The sequence below is a fragment of the Thermoflavimicrobium daqui genome, from assembly GCF_003313465.1.
GTDB lineage: Bacteria > Bacillota > Bacilli > Thermoactinomycetales > Thermoactinomycetaceae > Thermoflavimicrobium > Thermoflavimicrobium daqui.
The window spans coordinates 1-20393 of sequence record NZ_KZ845674.1 but is presented as its reverse complement, the minus strand read 5'-3'; the positions used below and the strand labels follow the sequence as shown (position 1 = coordinate 20393).

Below are 20393 nucleotides of genomic sequence, written 5' to 3'. Positions count from 1 at the left end.
TTATTTCACCCAAGTCTTCGCAAAGTCATCTTCTTTAAAACCTACTGTCACTTTTTCGTTATCGGTAACAATTGGACGTTTGATTAGCATTCCATCTGAGGCTAGCAGTTCTAATTTTTTTTCATCGCTCATCTCTTTTAATTTCTGTGAAAGCCCCAACTCACGATATTTTTTTCCACTTGTATTAAAAAACTTCTGGATGGGTAGCCCACTTTTTTTAATGAGCTTAGCAAGCTCTTCTTTGGATGGCGGTTCTTCAACAATGTGTTTAGCAGTAAAAGAAACTCCATGATCGGTAAGATATTTCATCGCTTTTCGACAGGTTCCACACTTTGGATATTGATACATAATCAAACTCATGGTATATACCTCCAATATAAGATCTTGAATACCCCTAAGTAGATTGACTTAATTTAGAATACTGAATGACACCGCACACTCTTAATTAAATACTTGTCCACCCCGTTTATATTCAACATCAGGAATTTGAGCGCGTACATTAGCGACACGAGCCGCTATAAAAAAGAAATCGGATAGCCGATTCAGATAGCGACGTACTTCTTCATTTGTTTCTTGGTTTCGCGTTAATGTCACTACTAGTCGTTCAGCTCGGCGTGCTATAACACGACATATATGAAGGCTTGCAGCAAGTGGAGATCCTCCGGGCAAGATAAATCTTTTGAGTGGTGGGCATTCTGCGTCATATTTATCGATCCATTCTTCCAGCCTACTTACCATTTCAGCTACCACTTTATAGTTTCTATTCTTTCCTACTTGGGCCAAATCTCCACCCGCATCAAATAATTCATGTTGTATTTCTGTTAAATCAGCGATAAGATCAGCATGGCTTTTTTGATCCATACGGGCCATTGCCTCGCCAATAAAAGCATTGAGCTCATCGATCGTCCCATAAGCTTCCACACGAATATCATCTTTATCGATCCGACCACCCAATACACCTGTTGTTCCTTGATCACCAGTACGAGTATAAATCTTCACTCAAAAACCTCCTTTTTATGTTCCTCTTTAGGAACATTCGCCTGAAGAACAAGAATCCCTTTTTGCAGACAAAAGTAATTGTGGCACTTGCCATTTGGGATGTGAAAGAACGATAGGCTTTACGTGAAAGACTTCGTCTATTAGACTGGGTTGAATTATCTGCTGAGGATTTCCGGCGGCTTTGACCTTTCCTTTAGAAAGAAGAAGCAGTTGATCGCAATACTGGGCGGCTAAATTTAAATCATGTAGTACCATCACAATCGTTAACTGATGCTCCTGCCGATATCGGTGAATTAAATCCAGAATCAACAACTGATAATGAATATCTAAGTAAGTGGTTGGTTCGTCTAAAAATAATAGCTCTGGTTCTTGTGCCAATGCTTTGGCAATCGCAACGCGCTGCTTTTCTCCCCCGCTAAGATCACTAAAACGGCGGTCTCGGTAAATGGATACCCCTGTTAGCTCCATCACTTGTTCGATGATTTCTTGATCTTGTCGGGTCATTCCTGTCCATTTTTTTAGATAGGGATAACGCCCCATCTCGACCACTTGCCCGACAGTAAAATCGATCTCCTCCATCGTCTCTTGGGCTAATACAGCAATCTTTCGGGCACGTTCTTTGGAATCATAGCTAGCTATCTCTTTCCCTTCTAGCCAAACCTTCCCTGAATCAGGAGACTCTTCTCCAATTAATATTTTAACTAAGGTACTTTTCCCGCTCCCATTGGGTCCTAAGATCCCAAAACTTTCTCCACGCTTTACTTCCAATTCCACTTGATGTAGAATCTGCTCTGATCCATACGACTTTGCTAACCCTTGTGCTTTAAGCAAACACTTCTCCTCCTTTATCTCTTCTGACGTTTCTTTAGGATCATAGCAAAAAATGGCGCTCCGATAAAAGCTGTAATTACGCCGACTGGCAATTCACGCGGATCAAAAATAACACGTGCTAGACAGTCACTCCACATCATTAAAATAGCTCCAGCTAAAGCTGATAACGGAATCAAACTACGGTGATCGGCACCAGTTAGCATCCGAATAATGTGTGGGATTACCAATCCAACAAAACCAATCGTTCCTGAGACGGAAACAGCTACTGCTGTAACAAATGAAGCTAATAAGAGTAAGAAAAGACGTACTCGTGCAACATTCATTCCTAAATGACTTGCAGAGCGATCTCCTAGTACAAGAACATTTAACTCTCGACTAAATCCCCAAGCAACCACTAGACCGATCACAAGTATAGGCAACAAAATCCATACATGTTCCCAGTCACGTAGTACAAAACTACCCATTAACCAAAACTGAATTCGCTGCATTTCTTGTTCGGATATCGAAATCGCAAATGTAAGAATGGCCCCAAAAAAGGCTTGAATCACCACACCTGATAAGATTAGTGATTCTGCACGTAAGTGTCGATCAACAATCCGTAAAACCAAAAAAAGAGCTAAGCATGCTCCACCAAAAGCAAAAATAGGAACAGTCCATTTACCAAGTAAAATGCTACCCCATCCTGTCAGCATGGATAAGACGGCTCCAGTAGCTGCTCCTGACGAAACTCCCAGTACATATGGATCGGCGAGAGAGTTTTTAAGTAGACCTTGAAATATAACCCCTGCAATCGCAAGAGTAGCACCAACTACTGCGGCTAAAATTACCCGCGGAAATCGAAGTTGCCAAACAATCGCATCAGTTGCTGAATCGATTCCAGCCGGAAGAGTAGTTCCTCCCCACAGGTGGGAAAATATAATTTTCCAGACCATCCCCATTTCAATGTGTGCACTTCCCCAAGTCACTGTCGCACTGATAGAAAAAAGAAAGCAGAGGAATAATCCTCCACTCCACCAAAGTAAACGAAGTTCTTTCATCCATCTCTCCCTACTTTACCTTGTCTGGATATAATGCTTTGATAATTTCTTTATATCCTTTCCAAATTCGCGGTCCAGGTCTGCTAATTAAATTTTGGTCTACAGCCACAACCCGTTTATTTTTTACTGCTGTAACATTTTCAAAGCCTTTACGTTTTAAAATTCCCTGCGTATCTCCATAAGTGGAGATAATTACATCCGGATTCCACTTTACCACTTGCTCAGCAGAAATCTGTGGCCATCCTTGCTGTCCGTTGGCTACATTTTTTCCACTTGCTAAAGTGACCAACTCATCAATAAATGTTCCTTTTCCCGTTGTATGTAATTGTGGTGAAATCTCAATCCATACTTTCACACGCTGATTTTCAGGGATCTGTCCTACCGTCCGATATAAAGCTAGCTTTTCTTGCTCCATATTTTTAATGATTTCATCTGACTCAAAAGCTCTATTCGTTGCGCTTCCAGCTAGAGCAATGGAACGATATACATCTTTATAATTATTCGCATCTAATACCAATACTTTTAAGCCTAACTTTTTCAACTTATCCAAGGTTTCTTTTCCATTTAGTTTCGCAGCTAAGACTAAATCAGGCTTTAATTCTAAAACTTTTTCAGGATTAATATTCATATCGCCCACTTTGGGTAACTTTTTAACTTCCGCAGGATAATCATCATTCGTAGTAACACCCACTACTTCTTTATTTAATCCCAAAGCAAACGCAATTTCAGTAGCACTAGGCGCCAAGGAAACAATGCGCTTTGGCTGCTTATCGAGTGTAACTTTATTTCCAGCTTGATCCGTTAGAGTAAGTGGATAGTTAACCGATGAAGGATTTACTGGTGATGGTGTATTAACTCCTGACTTCGTTGAACAGCCTGCGAGTATAAAGATGCTAAGAATAAGTACCAAATTAAGCATTGAGCACCAGCTCTTTCGATTTCGCATGCTTCTCACCTCTTTCGTATTTTTTTCTTGCATATGTGTTCAACCATATTATAAGAGATACGTAAGAATTTTGCTAACATGTTACGATGTAGAAGAGGAAGTTCCCTTTAGTTCAGCTGTTCACCATTTTCATAACATAATCCCATTAACATTTGAAGAAAAAGTCGATCTGATCCAAAGAGGTTTTTATACTTAAGAGAGCATGTTGCATAATTGGAACCAAAACCTAGATCATTCCTAGATGAAGCCACGAATCTTTTTTGTGTAGGATCGACTTTTGCGCCAAACCTTTAGCGGGAGTGAGTGGGGAAGCGATGAGCGGCTGATTAAGAAGGCAACCTCTTAAGAAAGTTAAAACGGAAAGGATGAACTGAAATGTTAAAACAATCTTTTCAAATGGATGTAGGAAAAGAAGAGCGAGTCATTCGGGGAGAAGTCACTATCCCATCCAATCTATCAAATCCAGTTCCAACTATTATCATCTGTCATGGTTTTAAAGCTTTTAAAGAATGGGGATTTTTCCCGATACTTGCAGAGAAATTAGCAGATGCAGGCTTTGTGGCGATTACATTTGATTTTTCAATGAATGGAGTAGGTGATGATCCAAATACTTATAGTGAGCTTGAGAAATTTGCTCGCCTTACATTTAGTCGTGAACAAGAAGATATTGCTCTGATCCTTCAAGCGATCCAACAGGGGCAACTCCCTTATAGTTCACAGATGGATAAAGAACGCTTGGGAATTCTGGGACACAGCCGTGGTGGTGGCAATAGTCTCATCTTTACTTTAGAACATCCTCAAATTAAAAGTGTGACGATCTGGAACAGCATCCCCCGTCCAGACTTCTTTGGTGATGAGCTCATTCGTGAAATCAAAGAAAAAGGACGGGTCTATATCACGAATGCCCGAACTAAACAAGAGATGCCCATTGATTTGGAAGTGATTGAGGATTTGGAACGAAATTGGGAACGTTTCAACTTTATCAAGCGACTTTCTACTCTTACTCAACCTCTTTTGATCGTTCAAGCAGATCAGGACCATCCTGGCTTTATGGAAGGGGCTCAACAAATCTTCCAACAAGCCCCTCGAGCACGGCTTGAGGTGATATCAAATGCGAACCATACATTTCGAGCAGTACATCCTTTTACAAGTATGACTCCACAATTAAATGATGCTATTAACTTAAGCGTTCAATTTTTTCAGGAGACATTGACAGGCTAGCCGTAAAATTTGGCTAGCCTGTCTCATTCTTCTTAGTAAGGTTCCGTTTCTGCCTCATAGTACTGGTTGTCCCGAAGTTGGATACGCCCATGGGACAAAGAAACGGTTTTGTCATCATTAAATTGATTGGTATAGTTTGAGGTTCCAGGGGAGACTCCAGCACTTCCTTTATAAACAAAACTATCTGACTCCTTACGATAGAGAAAAGCCTCCCCTTCTTTGATCATACTTAGTTTTTCAACTCCCATTCTTGACCAAGCGGTTTTACATTTCCGACTATAACGTAGTTCGATCGTTCCTAGTACTTTCTTATCTGATGTTCTTAAAACTCTGACACTTTTGGCTGTGATAGCATCGTTGGCACAACCTGTACTAGCTGGGTCCGTATTATCATAGGAAGCTTTCACGGAAGTGAGAGTTTTTGCTGCTCCTCTTCTCGCCTTCTTTTTTGCTATTTCTTGTTCAGATGGTAGTTTTGTAGGGCTCGCCCCATTATACCACTCATAAGTCATAGACCCTTTTCTTTCGATTTTCACAGGTTTTTTTGCAATAGAAGAGGTTGATTGATCTACGGGTAATGCATTCACCGTACTAGTAACCCCTGCTAAGAGGATAAAACTAGACAAAGCTGCCACAGATCCTCGCTTTTTCACACTCTTCATCCTTTCTATCTTTTGCTTTCTATTAGAGGTTGCCCTCTTAATCAGCCGCTCATCGCTTCCCCACTCACTCCCGCTAAAGGTTTGGCGCAAAAGTCGATCCTACACAAAAAAGATTCGCGGCTTCATCTAGGAATGATCTAGGTTTTGATTCCAATTATGCAACATGCTCTATTAGATATGGGACTTTACCATCTTTTTATCAGTATGAATCCGTTTTAGCTCGATGTATTTTGCCACTTCGCTCAACAATATCTCCTTCAGCATAACTAACTGTCCCATCGTCATCAAACTGATTGGTATAGTTGCTATCACCTGGGGTGACATAGGCAGCACCTTTTCCTGTAAACTGTCCCGCTTCCTTCCGGTATAACTTGGCATCACCATATTGAAGTGTACTTATATTTTTTACATTCATTCGCGCCCATGCTGTTTTACATGTCCTGCTGTAGCGGAGCTCAACAGTTCCTAATACGGCTTTATCCGAAGCCCTAACGACTCTAACACTTTTGGCTGTAATTACATCGTTGGCACAACCTGTAGCTACTGGGTCCGTATTATCATATTTAGAGCCCGTCGTTTTATTGATACTTTTCTTCGCTCGGTTCTTAGCCATTTCTTTTTCTGATGGTAATTGACTAGGGCTAGGACCATTGTACCATTCATAGATGTAAGACCCTTTTTTCTCTACTTTGTCTGGCTTTTTGGAAGTCACAGGAACCTGCTTCGCCAGCGTAGCAGCGCTGGTCATGCTCGATAGAACAAAAAGTCCTACTCCTGTAGTCATAAAGGCAATACGATAAAACTTGTCCACCAAATAACCCCCTTTAAGATGAATCTGAGTCACAAAGATAGTTTAACATAAAATTACATATTTTTACAATTTAATATAATTTATCCAAAAAAATACGGCAACCTTTCGTAAAAAGAAGGTTGCCACCTTTTTAAAATCTTTAGAAGTTATATCCAATCATATGATTTTAACAGGTCTATTAATTTACATCATATTGGAATGGAGTGAGGGCATGTTTTCGCCACGTGACTGATGATGTCTGGCAAGGATGAGTCCGAGTCAGCTCATTCCTTCAGATGGAACTATGGGAGCCGTATGGAAGTAACACACGGAAGTCACTGCGCTAAAAGCCCATCGGATTCCATTCACTTCCGCTAGGTAAGACAATCATGAGGTCTACTTAGTCGAAAAATGCCTCCCTTTCTTACCTCAACACTCCTGTGATTTTAGGATAACTGGTATACATTTTCTCTATACTTGTTGAATTGACTTCGAATCGTTTATCTCTTCTTATCCCAAATTCCAATCGCTGTGCTTTCACGAGACGAGTCTCCTGCTCCAATATATAAGCCGGTTTTCGGATCGATCCACATCGAGTTAGCATTGCCAATCTCTTTCGGAGCCTCTTCAAAACTATGCCCACGTTTCATTAATTCCTCACGTACTGCATCTGGAACTCCTTTTTCCCAGCGAATTTTCGGATATTGGCTGCTAAAAATACGAGGCTCTTCGACAGCTTTTTTGATATCCATTCCATAACTTAGTCGATTAAAAATCACTTGGTAAACAGAAGAAATAATGGTAGAACCACCAGGTGATCCTACGGTCATCACAGGTTTATCACCTTTAAAAATAATGGTTGGAGTCATACTGCTTCTTGGGCGCTTCCCAGCTTGAACCTCGTTTGGGCCACCTGGTTTTGCATCAAAGTCAGTCATCTCATTGTTTAGCATGAATCCATATCCCGGAACCATGATTCCTGTGCCAAATTCTTGTTCAATCGTGGTCGTATATGAAACAAGATTGCCAAATCGATCTGCAACAGTAAAGTGGGTCGTCTGTCCGGGCGGATGCTCCTGTTGCACTCCTTTTTTTGCTGGTTTTCTACCTTCATATTTCCATGGGTCTCCAGCTAATACACGTGTGTTCGCTTTCTTCGGATCGATCAATTTCGCTCGTTCCTCGATATATTTAGGGTGCAAAAGTCCTTTAAGTGGCATATCTACAAACTCAGGATCGCCAAGATAGGCTCCCCGATCAGCATAAGCTAAATGCATCGCTTCCGTAAACAAATGATACTTATCCGCAGAACGAACACCTTTTTCCTTTACTTTAGCTTGTTCGAGCAGCTTTAAAATTTGTAAGACAGTCACTCCACCTGAACTTGGAGGTGGCATAGTCACTATCTTATGTCCTTCATACTCTGCTATCATGGGCTTATCTGTTGTAACATGATAATTTTTCAAGTCACTTAGCGCCATTTTTCCCCCTTTTTGATTGACTACATCGACAAGTGCCTTTGCTACTTTCCCTTCATACAATGCTTTAGAGCCTTTTTTCTGTATCAGACGGAACGTTTTGGCTAAGTCCTTTTGTACTAGCTTATCTCCTTCTTGTAAGGGCTTTCCATTTGGTAGAAACACATCTTTAGCTGCTGTTTTTGCTAACATCTCTTGATTCTCAGCGATCGATTTCGCCAATACTCGATTGACAGGCACTCCTTTTTCCGCTAGCTGAATTGACGGCTTGATTAATTTCGATAGGGGTTGTGTCCCAAAGCGCTCGAGAGCTGCTTCCAAACCCTTTAGTGTACCCGGAACACCTACAGCATATCCTTGGGTTGATCGGATCGAGAATGGGATTTCTTTACCAGTTTCATCTAAAAACATCCGAGGATGAGCTGACTTAGGTGCCCGTTCCCGACTATCAATAATCGAGACATTTTTCTTTTTGGCATCATACACCATCATAAAACCACCGCCACCGATCCCTGACATCATGGGTTCAGTTACATTTAGTGCAAACTGGATTGCGACGGCAGCGTCAACAGCATTTCCCCCTTTCTTCAAAACATCAGCTCCTATTTTGGAAGCTAGAGGATGTGCTGTCACGACCATACCCGCATTTCCTATCGAAACCGAAGAATAGGATTGCTTTTTCTTTTTCTTAGCAACATGGGATTTTGCCTTTGCATCAATAGCGTTTGGTAAAGCTAGTGTGGAAAATAGTAAGCCACTAGTCAGAACAGCCCCAACAAGGTTCCACTTTTTCTGCAAGTTTCAAATCTCTCCTTTAATGAATAGATTATTTTATAATAGTATTAATTTTATTTTAACTGCAAATATTGAAGGAATCAAATTGCTGTTTGAATATGTCAGAAAGCTGTTGCAAGCTTAAAATCTATTTTCCTCTCTACCTGATTTTCCACATTTTTGGTCAAACCGGTTAAAAATAGCTATAGGATTCTTTAGTAATCATCGTTATACTAGAAATAGTTTATTCTCAATGAGGTGTCGTCATGGAACAAATCGGTTATCTCGAACCTTTACAACATGAACCATCTACACCTGTTACCTACTATCTTCCAGTAGGTAATGAGCGTGTTTTACTAAATGAAGCTCTTGGTGAAACCATTCAACTTACTTTTTTAGGTGAAAAAGCATGTCGCCATTGTGGACGTAAAATAAAAAAAACATACAACAATGGATACTGCTATCCTTGTTATACGAATCTAGCAGAAAATGACCTATGTATTGTAAAGCCAGAACTGTGCCACTTTCATAAAGGAACATGTCGGGATACTGCCTTTGGTGAAAAATTCTGTATGCAAGCTCATTACGTCTATCTCGCTTTAAGTAGCGAAGTAAAAGTAGGAATTACTCGAAAGCCCAATGCACTCAAACGTTGGATTGACCAAGGAGCCGTCGCTGCCCTTCCGATCATGGAAGTACCTAGCCGAAAAATAGCTGGGGAGCTTGAAGTCCACCTTGCACAATACATCAAAGATAAGACCAACTGGCGCAAAATGCTTAAAAATGACATTCGTGATGAGAATTTAATCGAAGTTAGAGCACAAATAGTCGAGAAAATTCCCGAAGAATATCATCCTTATCTACTTCCCATTAATGAGCCTTATACATTCAACTATCCCCATCTATCTGTCCCAGACAAAATCACTTCACTCAATTTAGATAAACAAGCGGTGATTACTGCAAAGCTGATGGGAATTAAAGCACAGTATCTAATTTTTGATCAAGGAGTCCTTAATATCCGTAAGCATACTGGCTACAAAGTCTCTTGGCATATTTAGCTAAATGGCTTACGCCAGTGATAGGGTGGCTCAAGCCCTCGGCGATATCGTTGCCAATGCTTTTTTTGTCGAAATAAGATCATAAGTCCAATCGTAATCGTGACCAACCATAACATAGCGTGACTAGCTACTACAAGTGAAATAAGGATCACAGCAATGGTTGAAAAGAACGTAGATAAAAATAGATACCTAGTGATTAGCAAACTGAATAAATAAATGAATGCCCCAATCAGAATAATGACTGGACTTAAAATAAAAATCGCTCCTGCTGCGACCATCATCCCCTTCTCTCCACGTGTACTATAAAAAAATGAATACATCTGCCCTATCACTACAGCGATAGCAGCCATATGGGCAATCATAAGCCCTCCGATCATCCACGCTGCTCCTGTGGCAATCATTCCCTTGGCTAAATAGATCATCGATAAGTACAGATGGGGGACATATCTTTTCTTTTGTTTGATCCATTCAGCCAAGGGAATTGCTCCTAAGACATAAGCTAATCCAATGAGTAAAAGCCCCTTCAACTTTCTTCCCCCTTTCTCTCTAACACCTTCTGCTGAGTTATCGCTAAATATTCAGCTTAATAAGACGGCATTCGACGTACAACTAGCAGAAATACCATTCCCAAACCACAGTAACCAAACAGTGGATATAAATAACGGACGAGATTGGAGAAGCCGACAAATGATAATAAATAAGCCAATAGAAAAATTCCCGTGATTAACCATGTTGTTCGTATAGAAACCCATTTTCTTAAACTGGCTGCTAGTCCATATACATCCCCAATAAGGGTGGTTAGAATTTCACCCCAGACTAACAATAAAAACAAGAGTTGAATCCCTTTTCCAATCTCTGCAATCACCCAACCCATAGGAATTTTGGCTAGCAGAACTTCCTCTAAGTGCCATTGAATCACCATGTTACCAATAAGCATCATTATCCCTAGCCCAATCGCTCCAATCCATCCACCCCATCGTAAAATCACTTCATCTCGAATACTTGCTCCAAGTGGTACCAACACCGATTGAGACAAAACCAAATTAAAAGCGATATAAGAAATCGTCGCTATCAACCAATGGGGTTCTGCACGGATCGGTAGTTTCTCCCAAAGTGGTCCCACCTCTCCTTGTTGCAATCCCATCCATACAACAAATAGCATAAATCCTAGCATAAAAGGCACAACGAATGTATTGACTGATAATATCCCATCTAGTCCACGAAGGTTAAACCAATAAGCAAAAATAATGGATAACCAAACTCCCAAGTGAAAGGAAAGACCTAATTGTTCTTCGAACAGTGCACCTGTTCCTGCTAACATTGCAACGGTTACACCAAATAGCATAATCGTCACAAGATGATTCATCCATTCACCTAAACGTTTCCCAAACAGAAATCGATTAAATTCCTGATAAGAGTCTGCACCAAGCCGTGCCCCGATCACCATCATGCGAACTCCTAGCCAAGCGAAAAAAAAGGTACTAATCATAATCCCTAGATAACTATACTTACCATACACAGAAAAAAACTGTAACATTTCTTGTCCTGAAGCAAATCCCGCACCGATCACCGTACCAATATAAGTAAAACCCACTTGAAAAGTGAGCCGCCATTTTCCTCTCATCCCGTCACCCCTTTGTTGTCTAGATACGAATAGTTTATGGGTAAGAGGACAAGGTTAGAACACATATATCCTTTCTATAGTGACGTTAAAAGATCAAAATCGCATACAAAAATAAACCTAGCAACAGATCATTTTGCTAGGTTTACCATCTTATTCCTTCTTCCCTATTTTCCCAAGGACTCGGTCTTTGAATAGCTTGCTTTTGATCAACATGGGTTTTTGCTGCCATGATTCCTTTTCTATTGGCGTAATCAGAGCCTTCATCCCATCGTCTTCTTTAGACATCATCGCCAGAATTAAGTCGCGTCTTTCTTTTAGATTTTCTTGAGTATCCTTGCTTCCATATGGGTCATAGACACTTGGTCCATTGATAATGGCGACAAGGACGGCCACTTCATTCGGATTGAGTATATCTTTACGTAAGTCTTTTCCAAAGTAGGCTTTGGCTGCTAGCTGCGCTCCTTTTATCTGATTCCCGAAGTCGATTCCATTTACATATGCTTCGAGAATTCGACTTTTGCTATATTCCCGATTGAGATTCCAAGCTACTGCCATTTCATTTAGTTTACGTGATAAGGTTTGCTTATGGCTTTCGATAATGACATTGCGCGCGACCTGCATGGTAATGGTACCACCGCCTTGCTTATCACCTAGCAAGGTTTTGGCTGTTGCTCGAAATAAGGCCTTAAAATCAACACCATTATGCCGATAGAAACGAACATCTTCCACTCTGACAAACGTGTCGAGCAGGAGTGGGTTCTTAGCACGAATCTCTTGAATGGGAATAAATTCGTAGTATATCTTTTTTTGCTTAGCTCCCAATTGATCATCACGAGCAATGACCACAGACTGTGTTTTAATGTTGTTGATCTTTTCGAGATGCTGAAACTTAGCTACAAACAAAAGAGAGGTGATAAAACCAAACATGAGGAGCGAAGAAGTAGTGCCTACAAGCATAAACCACTTCCAGTTAAACAAACGAAGCCACAAGTACCTTTTTTTTCTTCGACGAGAACGCTTTTTTTGTGGTGGTGGCATACTTTTTTTGGACTTTTGATCTTTACCTGTCTCAACAGACGAACGACCACGAAGGCGTGCACTTCGAATTTCGGGGGAGAAATCTAATTTTCCTTTGGACTGATCTAGATCGTTCATCGATCGTTCCCCTTTGCTTCTTTCTAACTTACAAATTCAAATCAATCAGAGATTAAGTCTATTTTAATAGGCAATTATCTTGATAGTACCCGATCTTTTTACAAACTGAACATGGTTTAGAGAATTCAATTGGATTGGAAGCTAGAAGCCTAACCAATCAAAAATCCCATTACCATTGTCACTCGGTTTTTCTTCGTTTGTGGATTGATCAGGTATCGTTACGCTTACGGTTCCTGTTTTTTCATCATTTCGACCATTGGGGTAAAGCGCGGTTACTTTATAATAATACACTTTTTCTCTAGTAAGGAAAGATAATACTTTCTCTAAAATACCTCCGCCTTTCGGGATCGAGTCTACATAGCTTGTTGTAGTTAGGTTTTTAGCAATTTCTTGATAAAAATATCCATCATCAGAACGAGCCAATTTATATTTCACACCTTTTTCACTAGGGGTCCAGCTAAGCTTTACTTTTCCATCTATAAAAGTTCCACTTATCCCGATTTGTTGAATAGGTGTCTCTAAATTCTCGATTCCTTTTGGCTTAACAAATGTCTGTGGAGGGGTATTTTTCAGTGCATCTGTCATAATGGAATAGAATAGCTTTGCTGGAGCACCTCCACCTATGATTTCATATTTTTTGTTATTTAACTTTTCATCTTTCTGATACTCATTAAACACAACAACAGCAGTCACATAATTAGGTGTCAGTCCGACAAACCAACCTTTTTCCTTATTTTGAGTGGTACCACTTTTTCCCGCTACTTCTCTACCTGCTAATCTAGCTGCACGAATACCATCCGAATCCATAACAGTCCCTCGTAATATCTGAAGCATATGCCATGCTGTTTGTCGATCAAAAACTTGAATGGGTTCATAGTCTGCTTTGACGGTAATTTCCTCTTCTTCGTCGGTAGCAAATCCGCGAATCTCTCTAATAATATGCGCTTCATAATAACTGCCATCCCCCAGAAAGACTGAATACGCTTGTGCCATATCTTTGGTAGAAACTCCCCGTGTTAACCCTCCAAGCGCAAGTGGAGAGGGGTTTTTATCATCTGCAATCAACGGTAAACCTAGTTTTTTTCCATAATCAAAGGCAACATCCACTCCTAGATGCTTCTCTAGTAACCAAACAGTAGCTGAATTGAGTGAATACTTTACTGCATCTTTCATCTTGACATGACCATAATACTCATGTTCAAAGTTTTGAATCCTCTTGCCATGGACAGTCAGACTTTCATCTTGAAGGGGGGTAGACTCATGAAACTTTCTTAAATGAATGACAGGTCCGTAGACCGTCAGAGGCTTAATCGATGATCCTGGCTGATGCTTATCCAAGGCACGTACACGTGTGAGCTTAGGCTGAAAATTACGACCGCCTCCAATCGCCACAATGGAACCATCATGAGGATCAATCACGGTTACCCCAGCTTCCACTTTTTCTCTTGGCATCAACTGATTTTGGTAACTTGTGAATAAACGATCATTTTGTAGCGCAGTTTCAACTGCCGTTTGTACTTTGGGATCAATATTTGTATAAATTTTCAAACCGCTTGCATTTAGCTCATCGACTTTAAACTGGGGAAACTTCTTTTCGATCTCTGCCTCAATTAAGGTGTCAAAAGGGGTAGCCGCTACTTGCCGTTTATACTCTAGCAAGTCCGTTTTAGGTCTGATAGAGATGGGAGCTTGACTCCAAAACTGCCTTTCCTTTTCAGAAATAAGAGGTTTCATGTCATTTTTTCGAGCCATAATAGATAACACGATTTTTTGTCGTTCCTCTAGTCTTTCTATCCCTGTTTTTCCTGTCTGATCTTTGGTTAACCGGTAAGGACTGTATCCCGAAGGCGCCTTCGGAATTCCAACTAAGATCGCCACTTCCCCTGGTGTAAGCTTATCTTTTGATAAATCTTTCCCAAAGTAGATTTTGGCTGCTAACTGAACGCCATAAATACCATTCCCATAATAGATATGGTTAAAATAAGCCTCTAAAATTTGATCTTTGGAGTATTTCCGTTCTAAATTCCATGCAACAACAATCTCTTTTAATTTCCGTCCTAGGGTTTGTTCCAAATTTTCTAAGATGACGTTTCGTGCTACTTGCATGGTAATGGTTCCGCCACCTTCTGTTTTATCGGAAAAGAGAGTTTTATAGATGGCCCTAGCCAAACTATAGTAATCTACCCCACTGTGATGGTCAAAGCGCTGATCCTCTACCTTTTTGATCGTATCAATCAAGAGAGGATTTTTTTTTCGTAATGATTCCATAGAAATCGGTTCATATAATTTTTTACGAAGCTTAGCATACTCTTTATTATTTCGATCATAAATGATGGTTGGTTTATCTTTTTCCGTGATACGTTCAATCGGTAAAAATTCGGATGTAAGTATAACCGTTAGTAAAATTCCAAATACCAATAAAAAAGAAGTTATTAGAACAAGAGATAACCACTTCCAATTTACTAAAGGAAACCCTCTATTTCTTGATTCAGTTGGAAGCTGTGATGATCCTAGTGTTTCTTTTTTGGCTTTCACCTGAGAATATTTATGTATGATTATTTGGTATTTATCTTTATCTCGATTATCTTCTGTATCTTCACGTTTATTTTCTGCTTTTGTGGAGTAATCGGGGGGCATACTTCGTTCATCCACCTTGATCCCTCCTTTCATCTCTCTATGCTCCATCCATCTAAATCTAAAGCTTATGAATGAAAGTTAAAGTTATGTCAAAAAAGTGTCTAATATCTAAGTACCCTTTATAGAAGACAAAAAAAACCCAGTGCAGAGTTTGCACTGGGTTCATTCGATTAAAAACCATTAAAGAAGTCATCAAGAAAATCTCCAAACTCATCATTTCCACGACCATTACCGTTTCCATTGCCACGCCCATTACCGTGACCATTTCCATTGCCATTCCCGTTTCCATTGTCATGATCTTGATTACCTGGTTCAGGTTGTTCCCCAGAATTACCTTGATCTTGGCCAGATTGATCGTCAGTAAGTCTAACAATTACTACTCCGGCTTTTTTATTACCAGGATTTTCTTTATCGATCACAGTGACCCGATAGTGATATTTTTTCTCTTTGCCAAAGAAGGAGAGTGCTTTATCTAAGAGTCCTACATCGACTGGATCAGAGTAGCTCGTGGTAATGAGATCTTGAGCGATCATTTCATAGTTCTTACCGTCTTCGGAGCGTTCTACATTATATTTGACACCTGATCCGGCGCTATTCCAGCTAAGCTTAATCGCTCCATCTTTATACGATGCTTTGATGTTTAGATCTTTTAATGGTGCTTTCGGATCTTGTACGCCTTCTGGTCTGACGAATTTCTTGGCTGGTGTACCTTTTAGTCCCTCAGACATAATCGTACTAAATAATTTGGCTGGAGCAGTTGATCCTGTATAGTGATACTTCTGATCTCCCTTTGGTTTATCGATATAAAATACAGAAACTGATGTAACCAAATCTGGGGTAAACCCGACAAACCAACCTTCTTGCTCTTCTTGGGTTGTTCCACTTTTACCAGCCGCTTCACGCCCATCATCAAGCTTAGCATTCTTCGTTCCATCTTTCGCCATGACGTTATTACGTAACATCCGAGTCATATACCATGCAGTTTGTTTACTAAACACTTGTTTAGGCTTATATTCTGCCTTCACGGAGATTTCTTTATCTTCTTCTGGTAATTTACCTTTTATTTCTTTAATTAAGTGGGCTTCATAATAAGCACCATTATTCGGGAAGACAGAGTAGGCCTGTGCCATATCTAGAGTCGAAACCCCTTTATATAGCCCACCAAGACCCAGCGGGGAATAGTTTTTATCTTGTGGATCAACTAGAGGTAAACCTAATTTCTTCCCATATTCAAATGCTTTATCAAGACCGACATGATTTTGTAGAAGCCAGATTGTTGAAGCATTAAGTGATTTCTTAAGTGCTTCACTCATCGATATTTGATTATAGTATTTATTATCAAAGTTTTTGATCGGCTTCTCCTTACCTGGGACTTTAATTTGCTCATCTGTTAACATCGTATTTTCATCAAATCTCTTTAGCTCAACGGCTGGTCCATAAACCGTGAGGGGTTTCATAGTCGAACCGGGTTGAATCTTAGTAAAAGCCCAGTTGGAGGTTAGCCCTTTCTGATAGTTCCGTCCACCACCCAATGCGACAATCGTACCATCTTTCGGATTAACCACTGTTACTCCTGCATCAATCACTTTTTGTGGTGGTATTTTTCCAAAACGATCCTCAAATAAACTATCATCTTTTAGTGCCTGCTCCACCGCTTTTTGCATGTTTGGATCAATATTGGTGTAAATTTTTAGCCCATTCTTATGAAGATCCTTAGCTTTAAATTGTGGGAATTTCTTTTCAATTTCTTCTTTAATTAACTCATCAAATACAGTCGAATGATTCTTACTCACATGTTTTTTTACATTGGATTTGGGTTGAAGTGGTAAAGGAGCGTTTTGCCACTTTGATTTCTCCTCTTGCGAAATAAGAGGTTGCATATCATCTTCCCGGGCCATAATCATGAGTACAATATCTTGTCGCTTCTTTAATCTTTCTTTACTCTTGGCTGCTTGTACAGGGTCGGCTTTATAAGAGTTATATCCTTCAGGAGCTTTGGGCAAACCAGCAAGAATAGCGACTTCACCTGTTGTTAACTTATCTTTTTTCAAGTCTTTATTAAAGTAGGCTTTAGCAGCAAGTTGTACTCCCTTAATCCCATTACCAAAGGAAATTCCGTTAAGATAAGCTTCTAAAATCCGTTCCTTACCATATTTTGCTTCGATACTCCAAGCTGCTGCCATCTCTCTTAACTTCCGAGTCATGGTTTGATCAAGATCATTTAAAATGACATTACGAGCTACCTGCATGGTAATCGTTCCGCCACCCTCGGTTTTTCCTTTAAAAATACTATTAAAGACCGCCCGAGCTAATCCTTCATAGTCGACACCATTATGACTATCAAACCGTGCATCCTCTACTTTTTTGATGGTATCAACTAGTAGCTGATTATGCTGTTTTAATTCTTTCATCGAAATAGGTTCAAAAGCTTCTTTGGACATTTTCGCTATTTCTACATTATTTTTTCCATATATAATAGCAGGTGTATCTTTTTGATCCATGTTTTCCAGAGGTAGGACTTTCGAACTAACCATAATGGTCGCTGCAAATCCAATCATCAATAAAAACGAAGTGACTAACACTAAGACGAACCACTTTAAACTAAATAAATTTCCCCACTTGCCCCCGGGCTTTTTAGAAGTTCCTGGGCCTTTTTGCCGTGGTCCTTTTGGTTCAGAAGGACCAAGCCCTCCTCCACCAGAACCTCGAGGGTTCGGATCTTGCTTTTTTCCCTGACTACTGAACAGTCCGGAAACTTTATCTTTCAGCTGACCGAAGAAATTATCACTACTTGGCTTCTGTTTTCTTCGTGTAAGCTGGGGACCGATTCGTTCACTTCGTACCTTTGGAGCGAAATGAACATCATCCCTATTCTTATCATTCATCGAACATCCCCCTTGGTAAAAAATCAAAAGTGAATGTTAAGATTACCAACTATGGCAAATATTCTATTTTAGTTATTCTGATTTACCCCCAGCAATGGACTCCCACTTTCTTCTATCACTGAATAGAAAATACAACTAGGCCAATAACACTTAATCATTATAACGCAAATCCCCTAAAAATGGGTGTCATCTTTACAAATTGTAATATGTTTCATTTATTGTTCATTGATTTTTATTAATTGTGTAAAAAAATATCTTAAATGGATGAACGGATTAGTAATAAAATAAGGCTCCTCTATATTTATTAGAGAAACCCATTTTACTAAAATAAAAATTATTTATGAGCCGGCTAGTGGCTATATCAAATTGATTTTATTTTTCTTTAGGGCTTTCTTTACTTTTTTTTCAGATTGTAATGGTAATGGTGCATCTTCCCATTTCTTGGCTTCTTTTTCCGAAATAAGTGGCAGCATATCATCTTTACGTGACATCAGCATTAAAACTGTAGCTTGACGTTTATCCAGTTTTTGGCGACGTTTTTCTGATTCAGCTGGATCTTTAAAATACATGTTATATCCCTCAGGTGCTTTGGGCAGACCAGCGAGTACAGCTACTTCACCAATGGTTAATGCTTCTGTTTTTAAATTCTTACCAAAATAAACTTTGGCCGCAATTTGTACTCCTTTAATCCCATTTCCAAAGGAAATTCCATTGAGATAAGCCTCGAGAATTTGATCTTTACTATATTTTTTTTCTAAATTCCAAGCAGTCCCCATCTCTTTTAGTTTACGGCTTAATGTTTGATCGAGGTCTCCAAGGACTACATTTCGTGCGACTTGCATGGTAATAGTCCCGCCACCTTCTTTTTTCCCTTTAAAGGTACTGTGATAGATAGCCCGGGTTAGACCTTCATAATCCACCCCATTATGCTCATTAAAGCGAGCATCTTCAACCTTTTTAAACGTTTCTACCAGTAAATAATTATGCTTACGTAGCTCTTGAATCGTAATGGGTTCAAAACCTTTCTCGGGTGTTTGTGTAAGTTGAATCGGATCTTCAGCATATATATTCGCAATCATGGGAATGCTTAATCGTAAAATCAATAGCAATACCAGCACAAAAATAAAAGAAAAAGTAGTAAAACGTAGCCATCTATTTCTAAATATAGTTATAAATCGTGATGGAATTTCCCGGCTCTTTGAATGGTTTTGACTGGGGTTAGAACTTGGTTGGTGTTGATTCATCCATGCTCCGACAGGAATTTCTGGTGACTGATCAAAAAAATTGGAACTATTCTCTGTCTGCTTTCTGTGAAAAAGTCGGGAAGTAGTTTGATCAGCTAATGTCTGACTTTGGCGGAAAAGTTGGGGATTGGTTAGTTCACTTTGTACCGGTGGAGGTCCAAAGTAAAAATCATCCCGGTTCTTATTTGTCATCAATCATCCCCCTTGGTAACAAGCTCTAATAGTAAGGATCAATATATACACTTTCTCTTTATTTTATGTGGACATTCATACATTTTTTCAATTTCACATTTTATTTATATCCATTGGGTTTGTATACAAAGCCTTCGCGTGTCGGATTGTCATGAACCATTTTTATTTCATAAATGCTTTCTTATTATAACGTAAAATTATGTAGAGTTTTTGTCATTCTGTGTATAAAGAACAGAATTCAATGATTGTTCATTTATTTTTATCAAAAATGTGAAATAAGTGAGAGCTAATAAAAAAATAAAGACTTCCCTCTATAAACGCCGAGAAGCCTTTAGATGTGTTTATTTACAGAAAATGCCGTCTGAAAGCCCACGGTTTGAATCGTGGGATGAAAGACGGTGTTGCTCGGTAATCCCTTTATGGGATTGCTTAGAGCAACAATTTTTTATCTTTAATTGTTTCATTATGACCATTAAACTGATACAATTAATAATATGGAACAAGAATATCGAAGAACGAAAACAACTGTATCTTTAATTAACTATCATTTTGTTTTCTGCCCACGTTATCGAAGAAAAGTGTTAGTGAACAGAGTGGAAGAGCGATTCAGACAGTTAGTAGAAGAAATTTGCCAAGAGAATGATTGGATCATTCTTGCTATGGAAGTGATGCCTGATCATTGTCATTTGTTCTTGAATTGTCTTCCCTCTAATTCTCCATCAGATATTATGGCAAGAGTGAAAGGAGTGACTTCCAGACGATTAAGACAGGAATTTAAACACCTGTCTCATCTGCCAAGTCTTTGGACACGCTCTTTCTTCGTTAGTACAGCAGGGAATGTATCAAGTGAAACAATCAAA

Annotated in this window: 17 protein-coding genes; 3 read left to right on the top strand and 14 right to left on the bottom strand. The window is 39.5% G+C overall.

The genetic code is table 11. The features are described from left to right. From DL897_RS15675 to DL897_RS15655, 5 genes are all read right to left on the bottom strand, one after another. Positions 1 to 360, bottom strand: coding sequence for an arsenate reductase family protein (locus DL897_RS15675; protein ID WP_113660069.1), 360 nt, complete (start codon positions 358 to 360; stop codon positions 1 to 3). Positions 361 to 441: 81 nt separating this feature from the next. Then, entirely contained in the window at positions 442 to 999 is a 558-nt protein-coding gene (locus DL897_RS15670; RefSeq protein ID WP_113660068.1) for a cob(I)yrinic acid a,c-diamide adenosyltransferase, read from the bottom strand. A gap of 27 nt (positions 1000 to 1026) precedes the next feature. Beyond that, the gene (locus DL897_RS15665) at positions 1027 to 1830 is read right to left on the bottom strand and encodes a heme ABC transporter ATP-binding protein (RefSeq protein ID WP_113660067.1); all 804 of its coding nucleotides are present in this window, start codon (positions 1828 to 1830) and stop codon (positions 1027 to 1029) included. 14 nt (positions 1831 to 1844) lie between these two features. Then, a complete protein-coding gene (locus tag DL897_RS15660; protein WP_113660066.1) occupies positions 1845 to 2867 on the bottom strand; it encodes a FecCD family ABC transporter permease in 1023 nt (340 codons plus the stop codon). Positions 2868 to 2877: 10 nt separating this feature from the next. Further along, on the bottom strand, positions 2878 to 3813 hold the full coding sequence (locus tag DL897_RS15655) for an ABC transporter substrate-binding protein (protein WP_168188837.1): 936 nt from the start codon (positions 3811 to 3813) through the stop codon (positions 2878 to 2880). Between the two features lie 375 nt (positions 3814 to 4188). Here DL897_RS15655 and DL897_RS15650 point away from each other — a divergent pair, with 375 nt between their 5' ends. Further along, positions 4189 to 5034, top strand: a complete 846-nt coding sequence (locus tag DL897_RS15650; RefSeq protein WP_113660064.1) for an alpha/beta hydrolase — start codon at positions 4189 to 4191, stop codon at positions 5032 to 5034. A 32-nt stretch (positions 5035 to 5066) separates the two neighbouring features. Here DL897_RS15650 and DL897_RS15645 read toward each other — a convergent pair whose 3' ends face one another. From DL897_RS15645 to ggt, 3 genes are all read right to left on the bottom strand, one after another. Beyond that, positions 5067 to 5687 (bottom strand): DUF2690 domain-containing protein, encoded by a 621-nt coding sequence (locus tag DL897_RS15645; RefSeq protein WP_168188836.1) that lies wholly within the window; start codon positions 5685 to 5687, stop codon positions 5067 to 5069. Between the two features lie 208 nt (positions 5688 to 5895). After that, positions 5896 to 6507, bottom strand: coding sequence for a DUF2690 domain-containing protein (locus DL897_RS15640; protein ID WP_113660062.1), 612 nt, complete (start codon positions 6505 to 6507; stop codon positions 5896 to 5898). A gap of 479 nt (positions 6508 to 6986) precedes the next feature. Next, on the bottom strand, positions 6987 to 8762 hold the full coding sequence (gene ggt / locus DL897_RS15635; protein ID WP_113660061.1) for a gamma-glutamyltransferase: 1776 nt from the start codon (positions 8760 to 8762) through the stop codon (positions 6987 to 6989). Between the two features lie 242 nt (positions 8763 to 9004). Between ggt and DL897_RS15630 the strand changes: the two genes are divergently transcribed. After that, positions 9005 to 9796, top strand: coding sequence for a DUF2797 domain-containing protein (locus DL897_RS15630; protein WP_113660060.1), 792 nt, complete (start codon positions 9005 to 9007; stop codon positions 9794 to 9796). On the opposite strand, the gene DL897_RS15625 is transcribed toward DL897_RS15630, so the two are convergent. The 6 genes from DL897_RS15625 to DL897_RS15600 form a co-directional block, all read right to left on the bottom strand. Continuing rightward, positions 9793 to 10323 carry a glycerol-3-phosphate acyltransferase gene (locus DL897_RS15625; protein ID WP_113660059.1) on the bottom strand — a complete coding sequence of 177 codons (531 nt, stop codon included), beginning with the start codon at positions 10321 to 10323 and terminating at the stop codon, positions 9793 to 9795. The two genes, DL897_RS15630 and DL897_RS15625, sit on opposite strands and share 4 nt — an antisense overlap. 56 nt (positions 10324 to 10379) lie before the next feature. Then, positions 10380 to 11420: a YkvI family membrane protein gene (locus DL897_RS15620; protein ID WP_113660058.1), complete on the bottom strand. Its 1041-nt coding sequence runs from the start codon at positions 11418 to 11420 to the stop codon at positions 10380 to 10382. A gap of 150 nt (positions 11421 to 11570) precedes the next feature. Then, on the bottom strand, positions 11571 to 12575 hold the full coding sequence (locus DL897_RS15615) for a biosynthetic peptidoglycan transglycosylase (RefSeq protein WP_113660057.1): 1005 nt from the start codon (positions 12573 to 12575) through the stop codon (positions 11571 to 11573). Between the two features lie 141 nt (positions 12576 to 12716). Beyond that, on the bottom strand, positions 12717 to 15227 hold the full coding sequence (locus DL897_RS15610; RefSeq protein ID WP_168188835.1) for a transglycosylase domain-containing protein: 2511 nt from the start codon (positions 15225 to 15227) through the stop codon (positions 12717 to 12719). A gap of 155 nt (positions 15228 to 15382) precedes the next feature. Continuing rightward, positions 15383 to 18097, bottom strand: coding sequence for a transglycosylase domain-containing protein (locus tag DL897_RS15605; RefSeq protein WP_113660055.1), 2715 nt, complete (start codon positions 18095 to 18097; stop codon positions 15383 to 15385). Positions 18098 to 18453: 356 nt separating this feature from the next. Continuing rightward, a complete protein-coding gene (locus DL897_RS15600; RefSeq protein ID WP_113660054.1) occupies positions 18454 to 19533 on the bottom strand; it encodes a biosynthetic peptidoglycan transglycosylase in 1080 nt (359 codons plus the stop codon). 494 nt (positions 19534 to 20027) lie between these two features. Here DL897_RS15600 and tnpA point away from each other — a divergent pair. Continuing rightward, positions 20028 to 20393 (top strand): IS200/IS605 family transposase (tnpA, locus tag DL897_RS15595; RefSeq protein ID WP_113660115.1); only part of this gene is annotated, 366 nt, incomplete at its 3' end.